The following is a 23,857-nucleotide window of genomic DNA, read 5'->3' as shown; positions in this document are numbered from 1 at the left end:
ATCAAATAAAATGCAACAACAGGCGACCAATTGAATTAGTAAGGTCTCTTGTATAAACAGATAACCAATTTTGCGCATCTTCATCAAAATGTGAGTCGCTAAAACTATTCCGCGAGTTGGCAATAGCATTGGTGATTGTAGGGATAGAGTTTATTATTTGCTCTGGAGCTTGGCTAGTACCTTTAACTTTATCGAGTATGTCATTTTTCACTAACTTAGCCATCGGTAATAAATCATTTATAGAAGACGATTCAGGTAAATTTTTATTTATGTAAGCTTTGTAAAGACCTTCCAAACAAGTGTAAGTCATAGTGACAGCACGATTATGCTGACCAGATTCAATTGCTTTATCTATTTCTGCCAGAGATCTCGAGAGTTTTTCCGCACTTGAAAACTCAGCTGGAATATTTACTTTGGGAACACCAGAACTACCACCAAAAATGAACTCTTTTAAGTCATTCATTGCTTCTCTTGCATGAGGTTCGAGTGATTCGATAAATAGACGAAATAGATCATATCTTTGATCTTCTGTTAGAGATTCAATTATATCCCAATAGAAGACTCGCCTAGTCGAGCTTTTACCCAGCCTATTACGACGATCAATATAAATTTGATAATCAGGCAAATCATACGTGACTTGTTGTGCCATTTTGATAAAGCTAGGCCCACTAAAGTAAGTGTCTCCTTTTTTATCGATGACAGGGAATAATCGATTAAATGCAGAGATCCAATTAATGCTCATAAATTCCTTATTAGCTAACGCCTCATTAAGAGGCAAAAAATAGTTGGTTAAAATAAGCGACGCAGGACAAAACCAACTATTTTTTGTCCTGTTTTAATGACTTATAGTTTGAAACTTGCTCCATCATTGAAAATGCCCACTCGTCACATTGAGTTTCTGACCAACTATTATCTTTTGCATGACCAAGTTCGTGGAATAATAAATGTTTTAGGAAACCCCAAGATGTTTCAAGTAAATTAATTTTTTCGCTGAAACCTCGAATGCTTATTGCTCGGATAATTGAACGCTGCATACTTTCACTAATCTCCGAGCGTAATAGAATTAAGTGTTTTCCTGTTTTATTATTTTTTAGACATTTACCTGTTAGAAGTGCATTTTTTTCAGGAATATTTCGTTCCTTACACCAAGCTTGTATATCAGAAATAATTTCAATTCCCTCAACTGGTATTTGATAGCTACTCACAATATTGTGAAGCCTTTCCTTATACTCTGAGGTGATAATTAACTCCATACTTCCCTTTCAAACTAACAGCTTATTATGTACACGCCTTAGCGATAGACGCACCGTAAATAACATTTAATTAACATCAATATCCCATACTTTCAAAGCATTAGAAACCAGTAATGCTAAATCACATATATATTAGGGCGTGTTACTAAGACCTCTCAGTAATACAACCTAAACAAAAAACAAATAAAACACATTAAGTTCATATGGTTAAGTGGTTTTATTTAGTGTTTATTATAATAAATGGTGTGTTACTAAGACGTCTTAGTAACACACCTCGAAAAATCATACTGGCTTCCATATAAAAGGGCATTACATCGTTTACGCTAGTAGTTAATTTATTAGAAAATATATGGCAAGATTTTTAGCTGTAATGTCAGCACTACGCACAAAGTTAGTATTCGTAATAATACCAATAGCTAAAGTAGTTCTTTCCCATCAGAACACTCTAAACAGCGATTATTAGACACTTTCCCGAACATTAATGACAATATACATCATTTAGTTTAAGTGCATTGATTTGATGGTTTGATGGTTATTTGAAAGCCGACTAATTGAGTGACATATCAGATTAAAAATATAAATTTTATCTAAGATGAAGACAAATATAAGATCTATGTCAGGGAAGTATCTGCCGATATTGCTAACCCGCCAGGAATAATTAGCAACCAAATAAATACCAATTAGCACCAAACGAAAAAAGGCCGATTCATTACGAATCGGCCTTTAAATGTCTATTTGTATAAGTTTAGTGGTGCGGTTGGGGGGACTTGAACCCCCACGACCTAAATCACCAGCCCCTCAAGCTGGCGCGTCTACCAATTCCGCCACAACCGCGCAATACTAAACTATACTATCTGTTTTACTAAGTTAACTTGCTAGCTTGCTAATAATGAGGTTAATTAACAAGTTAACTTTTTGAGGCTACAACCCCTCAGTGTGGCGCGTCTACCAATTCCGCCAAATCTGCAAATATCTTAAAACTAGTTTGGTACGTCGCTAGTTTTTTTTACAGCAGCGTCACTACCAGGTACGTCAGCGTTTTCAGCTTTAGGCTCAACGCTCTCAGTAGGTATAGCATCTGTCGCTGGAGCTATTTGCCCAGCAGGAGTTTCAATATTATTCCACTCGTCAGTTGCATTAACGCGGTTAGCAGTTAAGTTACCTAAAACTAAGCTGATGGCAAAAAATGCTATCGCTAAGTAAGTTGTCGCTTTTGTTAAGAAGTTACCAGAACCGCTTGAACCAAAAATAGTGGCTGATGAACCAGCGCCAAATGATGCGCCCATATCTGCGCCCTTACCTTGTTGCATCAGCACTAAGCCAATTAAACACAACGCAACGATCAAATACACTACAATTAACACTTGATACAACATTTTATTTTCCCTTTGCTGCCGAGCAAATTATTTTAAATTCCTCGGCTTTTAAACTAGCACCGCCGATTAATCCACCATCGATATCAGCTTGTGCAAATAATTCTTCACAGTTTGTCGCATTGACACTGCCACCATACAACAATGGCACTTTAACTGCGACGTTTTCATCAATTTTCGCGATAAATTCGCGTATAAACTGATGGGTTGTTTGTGCCATTTCTGGCGATGCTGTTTTTCCAGTACCTATTGCCCAAACAGGCTCGTACGCAATAACAACATCTACAAATTTCTCAATACCAATTTCATCAATAACCGGCTGTAATTGCGCGGCTAAAACGAGTTCGGTTTGTTCAGCTACACGTTCTTCTTCACTTTCACCTACACACAAAATAGGTTTAAGGCCAGCAGCTAATGCCGCCTGAACTTTTTCTGCAACCAATGAACTTGATTCTTTATAAATACTACGACGTTCAGAATGTCCAACAATAACGTAGTTAACACCAACTTCTTGTAACATTGATGTTGATACTTCACCTGTAAAAGCGCCTTTAGCATGTTCACTTAGGTTTTGCGCACCTAAACTAAACGTGCTTGCTAAGTTCGCCTTCGAACTTGCCAAACTAAATGCCGCTAAATATGGAAAGCTAGGACAAACGACAACTTCAACATTTTTATTTAACGTAACCTTACTTAACTCTGAAGCCATTGAGTTGACTAATGCCAAACTGCCATTCATTTTCCAGTTTGCTGCAACTATTGCACGTCTATTCATTTTTCATTCCTAAATCAAAGCGGCGAGATATTAACTAACCTGCCGGCAAGATACAAGTAATTCAAGCAATATCATGTTTAATTGCTCATTATTCACTCGACCGTTAAAATCAACTAACATTCTTGACTAAAAAGCTTGTTTTACAGCCTCGGCAATTTCATGTGCTAAGCCAGTAACTTCATGATGTTCAGGGCCTTCAACCATCACACGAATTAAGGGTTCAGTACCTGATTTTCTTAATAGCACACGACCGCGACCCGTTAATATTTCATTAACTTTATTCACCGCGGCAACAACATCACGATCAATTAAAGGATCGCTGTTACCTGAAAACCTTACATTGACTAAAATCTGTGGTAATTTTTTCATGCCTTGGCGTAATTCAAATAATGTTTTACCGGTATTACACACAGCCGTTAATACATTCAATGCAGCAATAATACCATCACCTGTTGAGGTATGATTTAAGTTAATGACATGTCCTGAGTTTTCTGCGCCTAATTTCCAGCCTTTTTGCTTTAGCATTTCCATGACATAGCGGTCACCCACCTTACTGCGGGCAAATGGCACATCTAAATCAGCAAGGGCAAGCTCTAAGCCCATGTTGCTCATCAAAGTACCAACAACACCACCGTCAATTTTACCATTTTTTAAGTCGTTACAAGCGATAACATAAACACTTTCATCACCATCCATCACATAACCTGTGTGATCAACCATCATTAAGCGGTCACCATCACCATCGAGTGCAATACCTAAATCAGCTTGGTGCTCAATAACCGCAGCACTGATGGCTGCCATCGATGTGGCTCCACATTCATGATTAATATTGGTGCCATTAGGTGAAGTACCTATTTCAATCACTTCGGCGCCTAGCTCGCGAAAAACACTAGGGGCAATATGGTATGTTGCGCCATGCGCACAATCGACTACAATTTTCATACCTTTTAATGAGTAGTGACTTGGAAAATTACTCTTACAGAATTCGATATAGCGACCTGCTGCATCAGCAATACGCGTAACTTTGCCTAAGTGCGCTGATTCAACACAGCCCATGTCTTTGTCTAATTCAGCTTCAATGGCTAATTCAACATCATCAGGTAACTTTTGGCCGTTTTGACAAAAAAACTTAATACCATTATCGTAATATGGATTATGCGAAGCACTAATCACAATACCGGCTTCAGCACGAAAAGTTTTGGTTAAATAAGCAATAGCGGGTGTTGGCATTGGCCCTAATAGGCCTACATCGATACCTGCGGCAGAAAGGCCCGCTTCTAATGCAGATTCCAGCATGTAGCCTGAAATACGAGTATCTTTGCCAATTAAGACCTTTTTAGTGCCTTGTGCAGCCAAAACACGACCGGCGGCATAACCTAATTTCATCACAAATTTTGGGGTAATTGGGTATTGACCGACTAAGCCACGAATTCCATCGGTACCAAAATATCTTCTTTCTGACATTACTTTCTCCCTTGTGCTAATCGCTTTAGCATTAGCCTTTTTAATACATCACTGTTTAACGTAACCGTTTATTGCTGATCAGTTACCGCTTTTAATACTTTTAATGCGTCCACCGTTTCTTGAACATCGTGAACGCGAATAATATGGGCTCCTTGCTGGGCTGCAATAATTGCAGTAGCTAAACTGCCCGCAAGACGTTGTTCAACCTCTCGGTTTAACAAATTTCCAATCATAGACTTACGCGACAAACCGGCAAGTAAAGGTAAACCTAATTGATTAAATTTAGACAAATTGGCCAGCAAATAAAAGTTTTGCTCTAGGGTTTTTCCAAAGCCAAAACCTGGGTCTAATATGAGCCGCTCTCGGGCGATGCCCGCGCTTATGCAAGTGTCAATACGTTGTTGAAAAAACACTATAATATCATTAATAACATCGTCATAGCTTGGGCTATTTTGCATGTTTTTAGGTATGCCTTGCATATGCATTAAACAAACCGGAATATTACTGTTGGCAATAGCGGCTAAACAGCCATCGTTTTGCAATGCACGCACGTCATTGATCATATCAGCGCCCGCGTCTATCGCAGCACTCATCACTGAGGCTTTACTGGTATCAATAGAGACTACAATATTAAATCGTTGTTTAATTGCCTTTAATACCGGAATAACCCGTGCTAATTCATCGCTTTCGCTAACCGCTTTAGCGCCAGGCCGTGTTGACTCGCCGCCAATATCAATAATGATAGCGCCATCAGCAATCATCTGCTCAGCTTGCTCAAGCGCATAATCGAATTGCGTATATTTGCCACCATCTGAAAAGGAATCAGGCGTAACATTAAGAATACCCATTACCTGTGGTGTTGATAAATCTACTAATGAATTTGAAAAATTAAGACGATTTAACACCGCATTCTCTCTGTTGATTTTTGTTAATTAATAGCAATGGAAATAAATAATCAAACTTTACATAATATAAAGCCCCAATAGTTAATAAATCGAATGATTTAAACCATTGGGGCTCTTAATGCTATCTTGCTAATTATTTAGCAGGAGCATCTGAAGCATCATCGGCGCTAGTAGGCTCAACTGATGGTTTTTTATCTTCATCTGCTTTTTCTGATGGTTTGCTAGAATCGGCATTATTATCTGATTTACCATCAGAGTCATTGGCACCAAAATCAGCTGGTGGACGAACTTTAGTGCGATTCATTAAATCGTCAACTTGCAATGCATCAATAGTTTCATATTCCATTAAGGCATCTTTCATCGCATGTAAAATATCTTCATTTTCTTTTAAGATAGTTGACGCACGTTCATAGTTACGATTAATGAAGTCTTTAATTTCGTCATCAATAGCACGGGCAGTTTCATCAGACATATTTAACGACTTAGACGATGATCTACCTAAAAATACTTCACCTTCTTCTTCAGCAAATAGCATAGGACCCATTTTTTGAGAAAAGCCCCACTGCGTGACCATTTTACGTGCAAGTTGTGTTGCACGTTCAATGTCATTTGAAGCACCCGTTGATACGTTGTCAAAACCGTAAATAAGTTCTTCTGCAATACGACCACCATATAAAGATGAGATATTACTTTCTAAATGCTGCTTACTGTGACTAAAACGGTCTTGTTCCGGTAAGTACATAGTAACACCTAGGGCACGACCACGCGGCATAATACTGACTTTATACACTGGATCATGATCTGGCACTAAACGACCCACAATGGCGTGTCCTGCTTCATGATATGCGGTCATTTCTTTCTCTGACTCACTCATCACCATAGAACGGCGCTCAGAGCCCATCATGATTTTATCTTTTGCTTTTTCAAATTCAGCCATACCAACAACGCGACGTGCTGAACGTGCAGCAAATAAAGCGGCTTCGTTAACTAAATTAGCTAAATCAGCACCTGAAAAGCCAGGGGTACCACGAGCAATAACTGATGCTTTAACATCATCACCTAAAGGTACTTTGCGCATATGCACTTTAAGAATTTGTTCACGACCACGAATATCAGGTAAACCAACAGTCACCTGACGGTCAAAACGACCAGGGCGTAATAATGCTGGATCTAATACGTCAGGGCGGTTAGTGGCGGCAATAACAATAACGCCTTCATTACCTTCAAAACCATCCATTTCAACTAGCATTTGGTTTAGTGTTTGTTCACGCTCATCATTACCGCCACCCATACCAGCACCACGTTGGCGACCTACAGCATCAATTTCATCGATAAAGATAATACAAGGCGCAGCTTTCTTCGCTTGTTCAAACATATCACGAACACGAGAAGCACCCACACCGACAAACATTTCAACAAAGTCTGAACCAGAGATGGTAAAGAAAGGTACTTTCGCTTCACCCGCAATAGCCTTAGCTAGCAAGGTTTTACCCGTACCTGGCTGTCCAACCAGTAAAACACCTGATGGAATGCGACCACCTAATTTTTGAAAGCGTGAAGGCTCTTTTAGATAATCTACTAATTCAGCAACTTCTTCTTTTGCTTCGTCACAACCCGCAACATCGGCAAAAGTAGTTTTAACTTGATCTTCACCTAATAAACGCGCTTTCGATTTACCGAAGCTCATCGCGCCTTTACCACCACCACCTTGCATTTGACGCATGAAGAAAATCCATACACCAATAAGCAATATCATGGGGAACCAAGAAACAAAAATAGTAGTTAAAAAACTAGTTTCTTCCGGTAACTCACCTGATGCATTAACACCTTGCTTCACTAAATCGTTGATTAAATCACGATCATAGCCACCAGGAATAACGGTAACGAAATTTTCGCCGCTACGTTTAATACCATTAATGACGCCGTTTCTATCAACGTCGACCTCTCTAATTTGACCTTGACGTACGTCTTGGACAAATTGTGTGTAATCCACTTGTTGTTCTTTGCCGCTTCCAGGGGTAAAACTTTGGAAGACAGACATCAATACAACTGCAATAACTAACCATAAAATAAGATTTTTTGCCATATCGCTCAACTTAATGACCTCTTGCTAATGTTCAAAATGGTGCGATGAAATAATTCCACCCAATATACTATAATTTACTACAATTTAAAGCCAGTCGCCACAAGATAAACTTCACGTGAACGAGCACGTGATGATTCAGGCTTGCGAGTTCTAACGGTTTTAAATGCGACTCGAGCATCTTTCATAAATTGCTCAAAGCCCTCTCCTTGAAACACTTTCACTACAAAAGCGCCGTCTTTCTTTAAAACTTGATTGCACATATCAAGTGCTAGTTCCACTAAATACATGCTACGGGCCGCGTCTGCAGTATCATTACCAGTAAAATTTGCTGCCATATCAGACATAACAACGTCGATATTCTTACCATTAATGCGAGTTAATAAAGCATTGAGTACCGCTTCTTCGCGAAAGTCACCTTGCAGGAAATCAACACCGGCAATAGGGGCCATTGCTAAAATATCACATGCAACAACTTGCCCGTTATCACCAACCACTTTCGTGGCGTATTCAGACCAACCGCCAGGAGCCGCACCTAAATCAACCACCTTCATACCAGGCTTGATCAATTTATCTTTATTATTTATCTCTTCAATTTTAAAAATAGCACGTGAGCGTAGGCCCAATCTTTGTGCTTTTTTTACATATTCATCATCAAAGTGCTCTTTTAGCCATCGGGCACTACTGACACTGACTTTATTCTTACTCATTCAATCCACTTATATATTTTTGTTGTTTAAAGCTTGCTTGCATTTCGAGATACCGATTTGTCTTATTTGCCAATAAAATAACGACATGACTATATTAACCAAAAAAAAACCATAAAAATACGGTAAAAAGCTGACACTTCGTAAACAAAATTAGTAATACACACTAGATGGAGTTAAAATAGCAAAAATTCAAGCTAACTTGTAATGATAATTGTTAATGAACTTAAATAAAAAACAAATCCAGTATTTAAAAGGTCTGGCACATAGCCTTAAACCCGTTGTATTACTAGGTAATAACGGCCTTACCGAAGCAGTAGTTGCAGAAATTGACTACGCGTTAAACCACCATGAATTAATTAAGATTAAAATCCCTACAGAAGATCGTGAAACCAAAGCACTTATTATTGAAGCTATTGGTCGTGAAACTAATTCAACTCAAGTACAAGTGATCGGTAAAACCTTAGTTATCTTTCGCCAAACAGAAGAAAAGAAAATTCGTATACCAAAAATGTAATTAATTTAAATGCTTTGGTAATGTAAAAAAGGGCTTCGGCTCTTTTTTTATGTCTTGGACTTTATATTTTGTTAAAACCAAACTCATCCATAAATGACTAGCTTGCTGCTAATGAAACGAACCACCAAACTAAACATTAGAAAAAGCAAATATTAGAAAAAACTAATATACAAAGTTTTATGCTTAGCATAGACTATAGCTATCACATAAATTTATGTAAGGTTTAGAATGATTTTATCGGTACCTGAGTTAGTTGCACAAGCTAAAAACTCTGTTGATTGTGTTAGCGCCGCACAAGCATTTACGCACAAAAATGCCACATTTATTGATGTTAGAGAGCCTGCTGAGACGGCTGCCTCACCAGTAACAAATTCAATAAACATTCCACGTGGTGTATTAGAGATGAACATTGCTAAATATTGTACTAACGCGGATATGGAAATTTATCTCCATTGCGCTTCTGGTGGTCGTGCCACATTGGCTGCTGAGCAGCTGCAACGCATTGGCTATACTAATGTTAAAGCGATTAGTTGCGATCATAACAATGTTTGTCTAGCACAAAAAAACCAGTAACATATTATAAATTAATGTCACTGGTTTTAATCACCTTAAACCCACTTATCTACTATTAAGTGGGTTTGCTTTTCAGTTAACATATTTATTATTTAATAAATTTAACCATTTCACTATTTAACATAGCTTTCATTTAACATAGGTAACTCATGTCAAATAAGGTTAAATGACCATAGATGCTAAAGGTGATCTACCGAAATAATTTCATATTCAACCACGCCACCAGGGGTAGTAATTTCAATTTCACTATCAACTACTTTACCAATTAAACCGCGAGCAATTGGCGAGTTTAATGAGATACGTCCGGTTTTAAAGTCCGCTTCATCGTCACCCACTATTTTGTAAGTTACTTCAACGTCAGTATCAAGATTAAGCAGTTTCACTGTTGTGCCAAAAATAACTTTGCCGGTATTAGGAATTTTTGTTACGTCAATGACTTGTGCGTTACATAACCTGCCTTCAATATCTTGAATTCGGCCTTCACAGAAACCTTGTTCTTCTTTCGCCGCATGGTACTCAGCATTTTCTTTTAAGTCACCATGCTCACGAGCAGTAGCAATATCTTTGACTATACGTGGGCGTCTTTCTGTTTTTAAAATTCTTAATTCTTCTTTTAACTGTTCAGCACCAAGAAGTGTCATTGGGTATTTTGTCATTTCACTCTTCTTTTTCTAGCAAGAAAGGCGGCTTACCCTAACTACTATGAGTAGGTTAACCACCTTTAGAAAATAATTCGCTTAAATAAAGTTTAAAATGAATTTGCTCTGTATTCATGTTTTCACACCATGAGCAAATTCATTATTTAGCCGTTTATTTGCAGCGTTTATGTAACTCTTGTATTGAAGTTACGGTATTGCGATCATCTGCAGCATGCGATTGGCAAACGGCAAATGCAGCGTTCAAGGTTGTAGTATATGCGACTTTGTAACGTAAAGCACCACCACGCAAAACTTTAGAATCTTCAATCGCTTTACGACCTTCTGTGGTGTTAATAATATAGTTATATTCACCATTTTTGATTCTATCGAGAATATGCGGTCGACCTTCTTGCACTTTATTCACCAGGCGACAAGGAATATTAGCTTCACCTAATATCACTGCAGTGCCATGAGTAGCATCTACGTCGTATCCTAAAGCAACCAACTGTTTTGCTAATTCAACTACACGTACTTTATCACTGTTACGAACAGAAATTAACGCTCGGCCGGATTTAGGTACTGAAACACCAGCACCTAAACAAGCTTTTGCGTACGCTTCTTCAAACGTATTACCTACACCCATTACTTCGCCCGTAGAGCGCATTTCAGGTCCTACTAAAGGATCACTGCCATGAAACTTGTTAAACGGAATAACAACTTCTTTCACAGAAAAGTATGGAGGAATAATTTCTTTAATGATCCCTTGTTCTTTCAATGTTGTGCCAGCCATAACACGCGCACCAACTTTCGCTAAAGGCACTGCTGTCGCTTTTGAAACGAATGGAATGGTACGGGCAGCACGAGGATTCACTTCAATGATGTAAACTTCGTTATCCTTTACAGCCATTTGCGTATTCATTAAACCAATAACACCAAGTTCAAAAGCTAAGTCAGTAACTTGCTGACGCATAACATCTTGTACTTCTTGACTTAAACTATATGCCGGTAATGAACATGCAGAATCACCTGAGTGAACACCTGCTTGCTCAATATGTTGCATAATGCCGCCAATAACTACATCGGTACCATCACAAACTAGGTCAATATCAACTTCAATCGCATCATCAAGGAAGTGATCAAGCAATACTGGCGAGTCATTTGAAACGCTAACAGCTTCTGTCATGTATCGACGTAAATCATCTAGGTCATAAACAATTTCCATTGCACGACCACCTAATACATAAGATGGACGAACAACTAATGGGAAGCCAATTGATTCAGCTTTAGCCATGGCTTCTTCTAGTGACGTTACCGTAGCATTTTCAGGTTGTAACAAACCTAAACGGTCTACCGCTTGTTGAAAACGCTCTCTATCTTCTGCTCTATCGATGGCATCAGGAGATGTACCAATAATGGGTACGCCAGCCGCTTCTAAAGCACGGGCTAATTTAAGTGGTGTTTGACCACCATATTGCACGATGACACCTTTAGGTTTTTCAATACGTACAATTTCTAACACATCTTCAAAAGTGATAGATTCAAAATATAAACGGTCTGATGTATCGTAATCCGTTGAAACCGTTTCAGGGTTACAATTCACCATAATGGTTTCATAACCATCTTCACGTAATGCTAATGCCGCATGTACACAACAGTAATCAAATTCAATACCTTGGCCAATACGGTTTGGACCGCCACCTAAGATCATAATTGATTCTTTATCTGTCGGATTTGCTTCACACTCTTCATCATAAGTTGAATACATATAAGCGGTGTCTGAACTAAATTCTGCCGCACAAGTATCAACACGTTTGTATACTGGAAAAATATTCGCTTTATGACGTTTCTTACGCACTTCAGCTTCAGCAATACCAATTAAATCAGCAAGACGAGAATCAGCGAAACCTTTACGTTTTAATTTACGTAAATAATCGGCTGTTAATACTTTTAAACCGCCTTCAGCGACTTTTGCTTCTTCTAAAACAATATCTTCAATTTGAATGAGGAACCAACGGTCAATCATGGTTAAGCGGTAAATGTCGTCAACCGTTAAGCCTAAGCGAAACGCGTCAGCAATATACCAAATACGGTCAGCGCCCGCTTCTTGAAGCTCATGCATGATTTTAGTTTTAGCACCCGGTTGAGTTACATCAACCATAGAGTCAAAACCATTTACGCCCACTTCTAAGCCACGTAATGCTTTTTGAAGTGATTCTTGTTGATTACGACCAATTGACATAACTTCGCCAACTGATTTCATTTGAGTGGTTAATCTGTCTTCACAACCCGCAAATTTTTCAAAGTTAAAACGTGGGATCTTAGTCACAACATAATCGATAGTCGGCTCAAATGACGCTGGTGTTGCGCCGCCAGTAATATCGTTAGTTAACTCGTCAAGTGTATAACCTACGGCTAATTTGGCAGCAATCTTGGCAATGGGGAAACCCGTTGCTTTTGAAGCAAGTGCTGATGAACGAGAAACACGAGGGTTCATCTCAATAATAACCATGCGGCCAGTATCAGGACAAATACCAAATTGTACGTTTGAACCACCGGTTTCAACACCAATTTCACGTAATACCGCAATCGAGGCATTACGCATAATTTGGTATTCTTTATCGGTTAGCGTTTGCGCAGGAGCAACCGTAATAGAATCACCGGTGTGAATACCCATAGGGTCAAAGTTTTCAATCGAACAAATAATGATACAGTTATCATTTTTGTCGCGAACCACTTCCATTTCATATTCTTTCCAACCAATTAAAGATTCATCAATCAATAATTCTGACGTTGGAGAAAGGTCTAAGCCACGCGTACATATTTCAGTGAACTCTTCGATATTATAAGCAATACCACCACCCGTGCCGCCCATGGTAAATGAAGGACGAATGATACAAGGGAAACCTAAAATTTTACTGGCGGCGTGTGCTTCTTCAATCGTATGTACAATTTCAGCATTTGGCGTGTCTAAACCAATTGCCTTCATTGCTTTGTCAAAACGAGAGCGATCTTCTGCTTTATCAATCGCATCAGCTGTTGCGCCAATCATCTCAACATTAAATTCTTTCAATACGCCTTTTGCTTCAAGCTCTAAAGCACAGTTCAACGCTGTTTGACCACCCATTGTCGGTAACACCGCACAAGGACGTTCTTTTTCAATAATTTTGCGAACAACTTCCCAATGAATAGGTTCGATGTAAGTGGCATCGGCCATTTCTGGGTCAGTCATAATGGTTGCAGGGTTTGAGTTAACTAAAATAACTCGGTAGCCTTCTTCGCGAAGTGCTTTACAGGCTTGTGCACCTGAATAATCAAATTCACATGCTTGACCAATTACAATTGGACCCGCGCCCAAGATCAAGATACTTTTTAGGTCAGTACGTTTTGGCATTTTATATTCTCTCTTCTCTTGTCTAGGGTCTACGCTTTTTTAGCAGCAACGATTAAATCGATAAAATGATCGAACAATGGTGCGGCATCTGCAGGGCCAGGGCTAGCTTCAGGATGACCTTGAAAACTAAATGCAGCTTTATCTGTACGATGAATACCTTGAATTGAACCATCAAATAATGAGGTATGAGTTACTTTCAAGTTTTCAGGCAAGCTATTTTCATCAACAGCAAAACCATGATTTTGCGCTGTGATCATGACAATATTTCGCGCAAAGTCTTTAACTGGGTGATTTCCACCATGATGGCCAAATTTCATTTTAACCGTTTTAGCACCGCTGGCTAACGCCAGTAATTGATGGCCTAAACAAATACCAAACACTGGAATATCTGTGGTTAAGAATTTTTTGATTGCTGTAATAGCATAATCACACGGCTCTGGGTCACCAGGGCCATTTGATAAGAAAATACCATCGGGCTTCATGGCTAATACTTCTTCAGCAGAAGTTTGCGCCGGTACTACCGTTATTTTACAGCCGCGGTCTACTAACATACGTAAAATATTACGTTTAGCACCGAAATCGTAAGCAACGACATGAAATGGCAGTTTTTCAGGCTTATCTTGAAAAGAACTATGGCCCTTGCCTAGTTCCCAACTCCCTTCATGCCATTGGTAAGCTGTTGTAGTAGAAACAACTTTGGCTAAGTCCATACCTTTAAGGCCAGGAAAGCTTTGTGCTTGTGCTAGCGCCTTGGCTTCTTCTGCACTGGCGTCAACTAAGTCACCCGCGATTATGCAACCGTTTTGTGCGCCTTTCTCACGTAGAATGCGCGTTAGTTTACGGGTGTCGATATCGGCAATGCCTAAAATATTTTTCGCTTTTAGGTAGTCACCTAAACTTTGTTCACTGCGAAAATTACTTGCTAACAGTGGTAAGTCACGAATTACTAAACCTTTTGCCCAAATAGTGTCAGACTCTTCATCTTCGCTATTGGTACCTGTGTTACCTATATGTGGATAGGTAAGGGTAACAATTTGCTCTGCATAAGAGGGATCTGTCAAAATTTCTTGGTAGCCTGTCATTGAAGTATTGAATACTACTTCACCTACAGCAGCCCCTTCTGCACCGATAGCGGTGCCCTTAAATACAGTGCCGTCTTCAAGCACTAAAATGGCAGATTTAGTCAATGTAACCTCCGTTAAGAAGAAAGAAAATTAATGGTAAAATAACTAAGAATTTAACCATTAACGATAAAAAGCGATACGCACAAAAAATGTCAAAAATATTAACCAGTTCGTCATGAACAGTAAATTTTTGACAAAATCCACTTATAATACGCTTGTAAGCGTCTTTCGTCTAGTAATAATTGTAAAAACTCTCTGTTTTTGACGTTATTGATGTAAAGACCCCAAAAACAACACTTTTCTATAAAGTTAACTCGCAAATAGCACAAATTAACCCGCTAATATTTGGCTAAATTACTGTAGGATTTTAGTTATCTTTAAAACCCAAAACATCTTGCATATCGTAAAATCCGGCATGGGCTTCGCTTAACCAAAACGCCGCCCGCATTGCACCTAAAGCAAAAGTCATTCTTGAACTTGCTTTGTGAGTCAACTCAATGCGCTCACCAATATCAGCAAAATAAGCGGTATGTTCACCGACAATATCACCCGCCCTGACAGTAGCAAAGCCAATAGTTTCTCGGCTGCGCTCTGCGGTAATACCTTCTCGGCCATACACCGCCACTTTATTGAGGTCTCGGCCTAAGGTATCAGCAATAACTTGGCCCATTTTCACCGCTGTGCCTGATGGTGCATCTTTCTTAAATCTATGATGTGCTTCAAAAATTTCGATATCAGTATGGTTGCCAATCGCTTTGGCCGTAACTTCAAGCAACTTGAATAATAAATTTACACCAACACTGGTATTAGGGGCCAAAATAACGGCTATGTTATTACCTGCCATTTTGATCGTTTCTACTTGCTGATCAGAAAAACCTGTAGTGCCAATGACCAAGGCTTTGTTGTGCTGCTGACACCAGTCAAGATGCTCAAGCGTAGCTTCAATCGAGGTAAAATCAATTAGCACATCGGCAGCCAACAATGCTTTATAGTCTGTCGTAGTTTTTTGACCAATCGCACCGATACCAGCGATTTCACCTAAATCAAAATTTTCAAATGATGAACCCGCACGAACACTACCACCTACAAGTTCAACTGATTTGTGCTCAATTGCCGCTTGTATTAAATTTCGGCCCATGCGCCCACTACAACCTAATATGGCTACTTTCACTTTCATGACAACGTCTTCCTACTCGATAATGTTATAAGGGGTGTTCTATACTTTATTATAAAAAATATTAAAAGCGTGCTTTAAATCAATTGATTGGCTCAGGTCTTGTGACACTACATTAAAAATTCGCCATTGCCCTTCGCTCAAAGCTAGATGATAAAATGCTGAAAAATCGGTAAAAACTTCGGCTTGAGGGCCAATAAACTGCCAATCAACACAAGCTAGTATCAGGGTTTCACTCAACTGACTAAAACTGGCTTTTAAGGCGACAAAACGCTTTATCTCTGCATGACTTAGTACGGTAAATATATCTAAAAATTCTTGTTCAAATACTTTGTTACTCGCAATTAATACCACTTTATCGGGCGTATGCAAAGTACAAGGCAACTGATAGCATTGTTGCATATCTGACATGTTTTGCTGATGAAACGCTGTTAGGTAGCGCTGGAAAAATTGTTCGATAGCTGATTTATGCATCCGTGATATATAACTCAAACTGGATTTACTTTATATAAATTATACTTATAAAAAAGCCCTCATTTGAGGGCTTTTAAAAAATAGTTTACTTAGCTAATAATCGCTAATAACTCAACGTCGAATACCAAGGTAGCATACGGAGGAATTGCACCTTGAGAGCCACGCTCACCGTAAGCTAAACCGTAAGGCACATATAAACGCCATTTTGTACCTTCAGTCATTAATTGTAATGCTTCAGTCCAACCAGCAATAACGCCGTTAACTGGAAATTCAGCAGGTTGGCCACGATCAACAGAGCTATCAAAGATATCGCCATTGCTAAATGTACCGTGGTAATGCACACGAACTGTGCTAGCAGCTGTTGGCTTTTCGCCTTCACCTGTTGCTATTACTTCGTATTGCAAACCTGATTCAGTTGTTGTGACTTCTTCACGTTTTGCATTTTCTGCTAAGAAAGCTTCGCCTTCAGCTGACTTTTCTTTAGCTTCTGCTTGCTCTAGCTCTTGCATCTTTTGTGATACAACACCAAATGCTTCATTAAGTGCTTCGTCAGATACTTGGCTTGCAGTATTAGCAATTGCATCAGCTAAACCAGCTTGCACAGCAGATACGTCAAAATCTTTAAAAGGATTGTTACGTAGTTGGTCACCTAGTTGACGACCTACACCATAACTTACGCGTTGTTCGATTGATTCAAGTTTATTTTCAGACATTATTTAATCTTCACTTAATTGATACGATAAAAATTCGCCGATACAATAGCACAAATTTAACCTTCTCTGTAGTGCTAGCACGGGTGAATTTGTTATTTATTATAATTTTTTAACTTTAATGCAGCTAGAGAACTCATCGCTAGCCATCTCATTTCGCTATGGAGAATTTGGCATTATTTTTTGATAACACTGAGTTAACACTGGGACTGAGAGATTAAATTCGGTCACTAAGGTCATAGGATAAGCCATTAACACATCAAACTCTGAATGCTGTCCAGCGGCCAAATCTCGTTGCATTGATGTTTCGCTACTATCAGGTAAGCGTGATAAAAAACTTAAAGTCTCCTTTATATGCTTATCGCCAAGCTTTACCCCTGCTTTGCGCGCAATATCGGCATATTCATTAACAATACGTTCTAATAAAAATGTAATATGGCTTTGTGCACGAATTTCGCCCAAGTTCAGTTTTCTTGCCGAAGCCAATGCCCCCCAAGCAGCAACAAGTATAAATTTTCGCCATAATGCCAGCTTAATATCACTGGTTACCCCGACGCTAATGCCCGCTAATTTAAAACATTTCGCTATCGCACTAAGCCGCTCTGTTTCTTCTGCCTTAACTTGATCAGCTTTTACTTCATCAAGTTGTTCAACTCTTGAGTCCACTAACACTTCATCACTAAAAGCGCCTAAGGTGATATGAGGCTTTGAACCGGTATGATTTATCACGCCATCAGCTGTTTTCTCAGCAATAATTTTTGCTAAACCACCAAAAATATTTTCTAAAGCAATACCGTGCTTTTGCATAACATCAACAGCATTAACACCGTTTAATAAGGGTATTACCCGCGTGTGAGGTAAAATCAGGGCTTTTATTTGGGCAATTGCCGCCGGTAACTGAAACGACTTTACACAGAGAAAAATAACATCGGCAGGCGTTGGCAAAGTTTCTGCCGTTAGGCTTTGTGCATTAACCACATTAACCTGATCAAGCTGCACATCGCCTTCAATACTTTTAATGGTTAAGCCCGAGGTTTGCATGCGTTGAAATTGCTGGCCACGGGCAACAAAGGTAACATTTTCACCATGCTGCGCTAAACGGCCACCAAAATAACCACCCACAGCACCACAACCCACGATAACAAAATGCATTACTCTTCCTTCTATACGATAAATTATGCTCAAGTTTACCATGGCGAAATTAAAATGGTCAGACGCTTAAGCTTGAAAATAGTGGCAAAAGTACACTTTATTCCAATATAACTCGCTAGCATTAATAATGCTCAATCCAACTAAATGATGACACATAGGTTTTCAATCAGGTTTTTCAATTAATTTTGTCACCTAAAAATGACCTGTAAATAGTATGCTCTTAAGTAAATATTGTATCGCTAGGCATAACAGCAAATTCACGCTTAAGCTCTCTACCCTTTTTACTTTAAGATAAAAGCTTTGCCTAAGCTTTGTCTAAATAAAGTGTCCTTAAGCATATATAAGCTGACTTAAACCTAATTGAGTCATCCGCATTGACGAATATGAAGATAAAAATTATCAATAACCTGCGAAATAAATGTATTTTTCTATGATGCTAGACGCTGACATACTGCCACTTTATATTCGTAACAAACGACGCTATTCACACTGAAAAACATACCTAGAAATCATGCCTAAAAATCATGCCTAAAGAAGAATCCTTACATCATCAGCCTTCATTCACGCTCATTAAATACTTTGAAGTAATGGCTCTTTAATACCTTAAAAAGAACAAAAACAAGCTATTTACACAGCAAAAAAACCTTTTCACTGCATAAAACAAATTAATTAATCACACTAAGTTAATGAATCAAAAGCTTAATATAATTTATATTTAAAATCTCGCCTATTTTTCAAACAAACTGGTTGACGACAATAAATTACCGTGGGATTATAAACATCTGTTGGGCATATGCTCATACCGGACCTTATGCCAACAAGAGCAGTAAATGTAAGCAAATTAATAAGTTTACAAATAACATCCGAAATATAACAGGTTAACTATGTTGAAAAATATACAAGATATACAAAAAACATTAGTTTCATCAAACAACGAAAGGGGAATTACCATGTCTAAAGCAATAATCCGCAAAACTCATAAGTTTGGCTTACTCGCAGCAGCTGTTATGGCGGCATCAGCACCGGCGTACGTTCAATCTGCCGAATTTCTTGACGGCCTTGCAGAAGTTAACTTTCTAGCCTTGCAAAACTACCAAGCCATTCAAGCGAAAGAGGGTGCATTTCGTCCAGTAGATGAAGAACAGTCTTCAGGCTTTGGTCGTCTAAGAGTTAATTTACAATTTAAATTTCACATCAACGAGTATATCGTCGCTGATGTCGACATCGCAGAAGAGCCAAATGATTTTGGTAATAACGGCGACCGAGATTTCGCCTTTCACCAAGATTTCGCCGGTATTGAATTTGAACTACTCGGCCTTTCTGGCGCAGCGCGCGATAACGCTAACCTAACACTTCGTTTAGGTAACATAGGCGCAGCCCCTTTCCAATTTAAAGGTTTTCAAGATGGCGCTGATAACCAAGGTAATGCACTTATTGGTAACGGTATTACAGACTATGCAACCGCAGAAAATGGGATGCAATTAAGCTACAGCGAGACACGCGATAGCGGTATGATCCGCGGTTATAATGTTGCCGGCCATGTCACTACGTCAAGTTTTGGTGAAGCCTTCCAAGAAGATCGCGGCTTTAACTTTCGACTACAAGGAACACTTGAATTTGCTGGCGGTTTTAAAGCGGGTTTAAATTATTTCCAAGCCAACCAAGGCGACCAACTACGCTTTGAAAATGGTGTAGCCAGTCTTGCTGGTGTTACAACAACTAACTATCGCTTTGGTGATGGTGAAAACTACAACTTCTCTGCAGGTGCTTCAAGTGAGCGTGATACCCATGTTGGCGCTATGCCAGGGGTTGAACAGTCAATTATTCAGTTAAACCTAGCGTATCAACCTACACCAGAAACTAGCCTAATTTTCATGTTAGGTAAGTCGACTGATGATTACACTTTCGCCGATGCTGCCGGTAACGCCGTAGCAGGCATTACTTACTTTGGTGTTGACGGTATTGCCGATGCTAATGGTACAACTTTCGACTCAAATAGTGTCATTAAAGGCGACTCTTCTGTTGAGTACTACACCTTTGAAGCACAGCACTACATAATACCGAACAAGTTTTATCTAGCGGCACGTTATTCAGAAGCGGAAAACACTTCAGATTTAATCGCACAAACGGACAACAAGGTTGAGCGTATTCAAGTCGCTGCAGGTTACTGGTTTAATGACAAAACATTGTTGAAGTTTGAATATGTTGATCAAGAAGAAGGCGTTAATTCAGGTGGCCAAATCGGCACAGGCTTTGACGGCTTCACATCAGAAATTTCGGTTAAGTTCTAAGATATCTAATATGGCCGTGTGCAACTGGGCCTAGACCCAAGGAGTATGGCAAGTCTATTTTACTTTTTATAGACTTTGATAACTTACAATTATAATGATAATAAAAGTCTCATCTAACACCTTAGGTGAGACATTAACGTTGAATATGGGGAACACCTGATGAAAAATAAATTAATGATGCTAGCTTGTGGCGTGATGACCATGAGTGCCGCAGTCGCCGCAAAAGAGACGATCACCATCGCCACAGTTAACAATGGTGACATGATCACCATGAAAGAACTCAGCAATGACTTCACCCGCCAAAACCCTGATATCGCCTTAAAGTGGGTGACTTTAGAAGAGAATATCCTTCGTCAACGTGTCACGACTGATGTGGCCACCGGTGGTGGGCAATACGACGTGATGACCATAGGCACATATGAAGTGCCAATTTGGGGCAAACAAGGTTGGTTAACTGAACTTGATAACCTAGGCGCCAGCTATGATGTTGATGATTTATTACCCGCGATAAGAAGTGGCTTAACCGTAGACGAAAAGCTTTTTGCCGCCCCATTTTATGGTGAAAGTTCGATGGTGATGTATCGCACCGACTTGATTGCAAAAGCGGGACTTGAAATGCCTAAAAAGCCAAGTTGGGGCTTTATTCGTCAAGCAGCTAAAGCCATGACAGACAAAGAAGCCGGTGTTTATGGTATTTGTTTACGGGGTAAAGCCGGTTGGGGTGATAATATGGCCCTAATAACGGCTATGTCTAACTCCTTTGGTGCGCGTTGGTTTGACGAAAACTGGCAACCACAATTTGACACCCAAGCATGGCATGACACCTTGCAATACTATGTAGATGTGATGGCAGAGTCTGGTCCTCCGGGCGCATCCGCTAATGGTTTTAATGAAAACTTAGCCTTATTCCAAACCGGTAAATGCGGTATGTGGATTGATGCCACGGTGGCAGGTTCATTTGTGACTAACGAAAAAGATTCTGCCGTAGCAGACAAGGTCGGCTTTGCTTTAGCCCCGGATAAAGGTTTAGGCAAACGCGGAAACTGGTTGTGGGCTTGGACATTAGCGATTCCTTCAAGTAGTAAGAGATCTGACGCGGCGATGAAATTTATCAGTTGGGCAACGTCTAAAGAATATTCAGCTTTAGTGGCTAAAAACAAAGGCTGGGCAAAAGTACCACCGGGTACTAGAACGTCACTTTACAATAATCCTAAATACCTCAGTGCGGCACCTTTTGCACAAATCACCTTAGATTCTATCCAATCGGCTGATCCTGTTAACCCAACCGTTAAACCTGTTCCTTATGTGGGTGTGCAATTTGTGGCTATCCCTGAGTTTCAAGGTATCGGCACGGCAGTTGGACAACAATTTGCGGCGGCACTGACCGGCAACATGACGGTGAAGGAAGCGTTAAAAGCCTCTCAGCGTTTAGTAGAGCGTACAATGCGCAAAGCGCGTTATCCAAAATAGTTCATTAGTTATTGGTGGGCAAGCACGTAAGTGCTTGCCCTAAGCTTTACTTATAAGAGGTTTTACTGTTGGCGACTTCAAATTCAAGAACACTCGCTCGGTTAATGTTATTTCCTTCAGTTGTTTTACTGTTGGCTTGGATGTTGGTACCGCTATGCATGACATTGTATTTTTCATTTTTAGATTACAATCTACTTACCCCGGGCAATAATGCCTTCATTGGTTTTTTAAACTATGAATTTTTCCTGACCGATCCGGCATTTTTTGCCTCATTTTTCAATACAATATTACTGGTGGGGGGTGTTTTACTGATCACCCTGGGCGGTGGTATTGGTTTAGCTATTTTGCTCGACCAAGCTATTTGGGGTCGTAACTACGTCCGTATTATGGTCTTAGCGCCCTTCTTTGTTATGCCGACGGTGTCTGCCTTAGTGTGGAAAAATATGCTGATGAACCCGGTGAATGGTTTATTTGCACATTTTGCGACTTGGCTTGGCATGTCGCCGATTGATTTCTTTGCTCAAATACCCTTATTGTCCATCATTATTATTGTCTCGTGGCAGTGGTTACCGTTTGCCGCGCTGATATTACTGACGTCAATTCAATCATTAGATCGAGAGCAACTTGACGCCGCCGATTTAGATGGTGCGGGTCCCTTCAGTAAGTTTTATTACATCGTTTTGCCGCACTTATCGCGCGCTATTACCGCGGTAATTTTAATTGAAACCATCTTCTTACTGTCAATTTTCGCCGAGATATTAGTCACCACCAGCGGTGGTCCAGGCTATGAATCAACCAATATCACCTATCTGATTTACACCCAATCATTATTACAATTTGACGTCGGTGGTGGCTCAGCAGGCGGCATTGTTGCTGTTATTATCGCCAATATAGTTGCTATTTTCTTAATGCGATTAATTGGTAAGAACTTGGAGGATTAAGCAATGTCGATAAAAAATAGTCATAGATCAAAAATTATTTATACCTTTTTAGCTTGGACGATCAGTAGCTTAATATTTTTCCCCATATTATGGACCTTGATCACTAGCTTTAAAACAGAAGCGGAAGCTATCTCTGCTAGCCCAAGTTTATTTATGTTTGACTGGACGCTGGAGAATTATGAAGAGGTATTAGCCCGATCGCCTTACTTTAACCACTTTTGGAATTCTATCGTGATTTCACTGGGCTCAAGTATTTTAGGGCTACTCATTGCTATCCCTGCGGCTTGGTCCATGGCATTTGTACAAACGAAACGCACTAAACATTTATTAATGTGGATGCTTTCAACCAAAATGTTACCGCCGGTGGGTGTGCTTATTCCCATTTACTTGTTGTTTCGTGATTTTGGTTTACTCGATACTAAAGTAGGTTTGGTGATTGTGATGACCTTAATTAACTTACCTATCATGGTGTGGATGCTCTACACCTATTTCAGAGAAATCCCCAGTGAAGTGCTTGAAGCATCGCGCATGGATGGGGCCAATATTGCTGAGGAAATTTGGTATGTACTTTTACCTATCGCGTTACCGGGTATCGCATCAACATTATTGTTAACGGTCATTTTAGCGTGGAACGAAGCCTTTTGGACGCTGATTTTAACCGCCGCCGACGCCGCACCATTAACCGCCTTTATTGCTAGCTATTCAAGCCCTGAAGGTTTGTTTTATGCCAAGTTGTCTGCCGCGTCAATGATGGCGATAGTGCCGATCCTGATTTTGGGTTGGTTTAGTCAAAAACAATTAGTGCGTGGATTAAGTTTCGGCGCCGTTAAATAGGAAATTTC

General features: G+C 39.7%; 21 protein-coding genes and 1 tRNA gene. 6 read left to right on the top strand and 16 right to left on the bottom strand.

The window, feature by feature from the left end:
* Position 1: 1 nt before the first annotated feature.
* The 9 genes from H4J41_RS01400 to rlmE form a co-directional block, all read right to left on the bottom strand.
* On the bottom strand, positions 2 to 742 hold the full coding sequence (locus tag H4J41_RS01400; RefSeq protein WP_220460861.1) for an abortive infection family protein: 741 nt from the start codon (positions 740 to 742) through the stop codon (positions 2 to 4).
* A gap of 76 nt (positions 743 to 818) precedes the next feature.
* On the bottom strand, positions 819 to 1,253 hold the full coding sequence (locus tag H4J41_RS01395) for a hypothetical protein (RefSeq protein ID WP_182135285.1): 435 nt from the start codon (positions 1,251 to 1,253) through the stop codon (positions 819 to 821).
* Between the two features lie 749 nt (positions 1,254 to 2,002).
* Positions 2,003 to 2,087, bottom strand: a tRNA-Leu gene (locus H4J41_RS01390).
* Between the two features lie 146 nt (positions 2,088 to 2,233).
* Positions 2,234 to 2,629 (bottom strand): preprotein translocase subunit SecG, encoded by a 396-nt coding sequence (gene secG, locus H4J41_RS01385; protein ID WP_259363052.1) that lies wholly within the window; start codon positions 2,627 to 2,629, stop codon positions 2,234 to 2,236.
* Position 2,630: 1 nt separating this feature from the next.
* Positions 2,631 to 3,401 (bottom strand): triose-phosphate isomerase, encoded by a 771-nt coding sequence (gene tpiA, locus H4J41_RS01380; protein WP_182135283.1) that lies wholly within the window; start codon positions 3,399 to 3,401, stop codon positions 2,631 to 2,633.
* A 126-nt stretch (positions 3,402 to 3,527) separates the two neighbouring features.
* Positions 3,528 to 4,865, bottom strand: coding sequence for a phosphoglucosamine mutase (glmM, locus tag H4J41_RS01375; RefSeq protein ID WP_182135281.1), 1,338 nt, complete (start codon positions 4,863 to 4,865; stop codon positions 3,528 to 3,530).
* 68 nt (positions 4,866 to 4,933) lie between these two features.
* On the bottom strand, positions 4,934 to 5,713 hold the full coding sequence (folP, locus tag H4J41_RS01370; protein WP_182135317.1) for a dihydropteroate synthase: 780 nt from the start codon (positions 5,711 to 5,713) through the stop codon (positions 4,934 to 4,936).
* Between the two features lie 190 nt (positions 5,714 to 5,903).
* Positions 5,904 to 7,865, bottom strand: a complete 1,962-nt coding sequence (gene ftsH / locus H4J41_RS01365; RefSeq protein WP_182135279.1) for an ATP-dependent zinc metalloprotease FtsH — start codon at positions 7,863 to 7,865, stop codon at positions 5,904 to 5,906.
* A 68-nt stretch (positions 7,866 to 7,933) separates the two neighbouring features.
* Positions 7,934 to 8,563, bottom strand: coding sequence for a 23S rRNA (uridine(2552)-2'-O)-methyltransferase RlmE (gene rlmE, locus H4J41_RS01360; RefSeq protein WP_182135277.1), 630 nt, complete (start codon positions 8,561 to 8,563; stop codon positions 7,934 to 7,936).
* Positions 8,564 to 8,780: 217 nt separating this feature from the next.
* Here rlmE and yhbY point away from each other — a divergent pair, with 217 nt between their 5' ends.
* Positions 8,781 to 9,077: a ribosome assembly RNA-binding protein YhbY gene (gene yhbY / locus H4J41_RS01355; protein ID WP_182135275.1), complete on the top strand. Its 297-nt coding sequence runs from the start codon at positions 8,781 to 8,783 to the stop codon at positions 9,075 to 9,077.
* A 228-nt stretch (positions 9,078 to 9,305) separates the two neighbouring features.
* Positions 9,306 to 9,650 carry a rhodanese-like domain-containing protein gene (locus H4J41_RS01350; RefSeq protein ID WP_182135273.1) on the top strand — a complete coding sequence of 115 codons (345 nt, stop codon included), beginning with the start codon at positions 9,306 to 9,308 and terminating at the stop codon, positions 9,648 to 9,650.
* A 179-nt stretch (positions 9,651 to 9,829) separates the two neighbouring features.
* Here the strand turns inward: H4J41_RS01350 and greA are convergent, their stop codons facing one another.
* From greA to H4J41_RS01315, 7 genes are all read right to left on the bottom strand, one after another.
* A complete protein-coding gene (gene greA, locus H4J41_RS01345) occupies positions 9,830 to 10,306 on the bottom strand; it encodes a transcription elongation factor GreA (protein ID WP_146878345.1) in 477 nt (158 codons plus the stop codon).
* A 154-nt stretch (positions 10,307 to 10,460) separates the two neighbouring features.
* Positions 10,461 to 13,679, bottom strand: a complete 3,219-nt coding sequence (gene carB / locus H4J41_RS01340; RefSeq protein WP_182135271.1) for a carbamoyl-phosphate synthase large subunit — start codon at positions 13,677 to 13,679, stop codon at positions 10,461 to 10,463.
* Between the two features lie 29 nt (positions 13,680 to 13,708).
* The gene (gene carA / locus H4J41_RS01335; protein ID WP_182135269.1) at positions 13,709 to 14,866 is read right to left on the bottom strand and encodes a glutamine-hydrolyzing carbamoyl-phosphate synthase small subunit; all 1,158 of its coding nucleotides are present in this window, start codon (positions 14,864 to 14,866) and stop codon (positions 13,709 to 13,711) included.
* A gap of 304 nt (positions 14,867 to 15,170) precedes the next feature.
* The gene (gene dapB, locus H4J41_RS01330; protein ID WP_182135267.1) at positions 15,171 to 15,980 is read right to left on the bottom strand and encodes a 4-hydroxy-tetrahydrodipicolinate reductase; all 810 of its coding nucleotides are present in this window, start codon (positions 15,978 to 15,980) and stop codon (positions 15,171 to 15,173) included.
* Positions 15,981 to 16,019: 39 nt separating this feature from the next.
* Complete coding sequence (locus tag H4J41_RS01325; protein WP_182135265.1) at positions 16,020 to 16,469, bottom strand: hypothetical protein; 450 nt, start codon at positions 16,467 to 16,469, stop codon at positions 16,020 to 16,022.
* Between the two features lie 71 nt (positions 16,470 to 16,540).
* Entirely contained in the window at positions 16,541 to 17,164 is a 624-nt protein-coding gene (locus H4J41_RS01320; RefSeq protein ID WP_182135263.1) for an FKBP-type peptidyl-prolyl cis-trans isomerase, read from the bottom strand.
* Positions 17,165 to 17,320: 156 nt separating this feature from the next.
* On the bottom strand, positions 17,321 to 18,313 hold the full coding sequence (locus H4J41_RS01315; RefSeq protein WP_182135261.1) for a ketopantoate reductase family protein: 993 nt from the start codon (positions 18,311 to 18,313) through the stop codon (positions 17,321 to 17,323).
* 950 nt (positions 18,314 to 19,263) lie between these two features.
* Between H4J41_RS01315 and H4J41_RS01310 the strand changes: the two genes are divergently transcribed.
* The 4 genes from H4J41_RS01310 to H4J41_RS01295 all read left to right on the top strand — a co-directional run bounded on the left by H4J41_RS01310 (position 19,264) and on the right by H4J41_RS01295 (position 23,849).
* A complete protein-coding gene (locus tag H4J41_RS01310) occupies positions 19,264 to 20,604 on the top strand; it encodes a hypothetical protein (protein WP_259365552.1) in 1,341 nt (446 codons plus the stop codon).
* A gap of 159 nt (positions 20,605 to 20,763) precedes the next feature.
* Complete coding sequence (locus H4J41_RS01305; RefSeq protein WP_182150443.1) at positions 20,764 to 22,074, top strand: sugar ABC transporter substrate-binding protein; 1,311 nt, start codon at positions 20,764 to 20,766, stop codon at positions 22,072 to 22,074.
* A gap of 68 nt (positions 22,075 to 22,142) precedes the next feature.
* Positions 22,143 to 23,015, top strand: coding sequence for a carbohydrate ABC transporter permease (locus H4J41_RS01300; RefSeq protein WP_182135256.1), 873 nt, complete (start codon positions 22,143 to 22,145; stop codon positions 23,013 to 23,015).
* 3 nt (positions 23,016 to 23,018) lie between these two features.
* Positions 23,019 to 23,849, top strand: coding sequence for a carbohydrate ABC transporter permease (locus tag H4J41_RS01295; protein ID WP_182135254.1), 831 nt, complete (start codon positions 23,019 to 23,021; stop codon positions 23,847 to 23,849).
* Positions 23,850 to 23,857: the final 8 nt, after the last annotated feature.

The sequence above is a fragment of the Colwellia sp. MB3u-45 genome (genome assembly GCF_014077005.1).
GTDB lineage: Bacteria > Pseudomonadota > Gammaproteobacteria > Enterobacterales > Alteromonadaceae > Cognaticolwellia.
This window is presented reverse-complemented; position numbering and strand designations above follow the sequence as displayed.

Bases quoted from the DNA above. Each gene is read 5' to 3' on its own strand.
- H4J41_RS01400 (WP_220460861.1), bottom strand. From the start codon at position 742: ATGAGCATTAATTGGATCTCTGCATTTAATCGATTATTCCCTGTCATC.
- H4J41_RS01395 (WP_182135285.1), bottom strand. From the start codon at position 1,253: ATGGAGTTAATTATCACCTCAGAGTATAAGGAAAGGCTTCACAATATT.
- secG (WP_259363052.1), bottom strand. From the start codon at position 2,629: ATGTTGTATCAAGTGTTAATTGTAGTGTATTTGATCGTTGCGTTGTGT.
- tpiA (WP_182135283.1), bottom strand. From the start codon at position 3,401: ATGAATAGACGTGCAATAGTTGCAGCAAACTGGAAAATGAATGGCAGT.
- glmM (WP_182135281.1), bottom strand. From the start codon at position 4,865: ATGTCAGAAAGAAGATATTTTGGTACCGATGGAATTCGTGGCTTAGTC.
- folP (WP_182135317.1), bottom strand. From the start codon at position 5,713: ATGGGTATTCTTAATGTTACGCCTGATTCCTTTTCAGATGGTGGCAAA.
- rlmE (WP_182135277.1), bottom strand. From the start codon at position 8,563: ATGAGTAAGAATAAAGTCAGTGTCAGTAGTGCCCGATGGCTAAAAGAG.
- yhbY (WP_182135275.1), top strand. From the start codon at position 8,781: ATGAACTTAAATAAAAAACAAATCCAGTATTTAAAAGGTCTGGCACAT.
- H4J41_RS01350 (WP_182135273.1), top strand. From the start codon at position 9,306: ATGATTTTATCGGTACCTGAGTTAGTTGCACAAGCTAAAAACTCTGTT.
- greA (WP_146878345.1), bottom strand. From the start codon at position 10,306: ATGACAAAATACCCAATGACACTTCTTGGTGCTGAACAGTTAAAAGAA.
- carB (WP_182135271.1), bottom strand. From the start codon at position 13,679: ATGCCAAAACGTACTGACCTAAAAAGTATCTTGATCTTGGGCGCGGGT.
- dapB (WP_182135267.1), bottom strand. From the start codon at position 15,980: ATGAAAGTGAAAGTAGCCATATTAGGTTGTAGTGGGCGCATGGGCCGA.
- H4J41_RS01320 (WP_182135263.1), bottom strand. From the start codon at position 17,164: ATGTCTGAAAATAAACTTGAATCAATCGAACAACGCGTAAGTTATGGT.
- H4J41_RS01315 (WP_182135261.1), bottom strand. From the start codon at position 18,313: ATGCATTTTGTTATCGTGGGTTGTGGTGCTGTGGGTGGTTATTTTGGT.
- H4J41_RS01310 (WP_259365552.1), top strand. From the start codon at position 19,264: ATGTCTAAAGCAATAATCCGCAAAACTCATAAGTTTGGCTTACTCGCA.
- H4J41_RS01305 (WP_182150443.1), top strand. From the start codon at position 20,764: ATGAAAAATAAATTAATGATGCTAGCTTGTGGCGTGATGACCATGAGT.
- H4J41_RS01295 (WP_182135254.1), top strand. From the start codon at position 23,019: ATGTCGATAAAAAATAGTCATAGATCAAAAATTATTTATACCTTTTTA.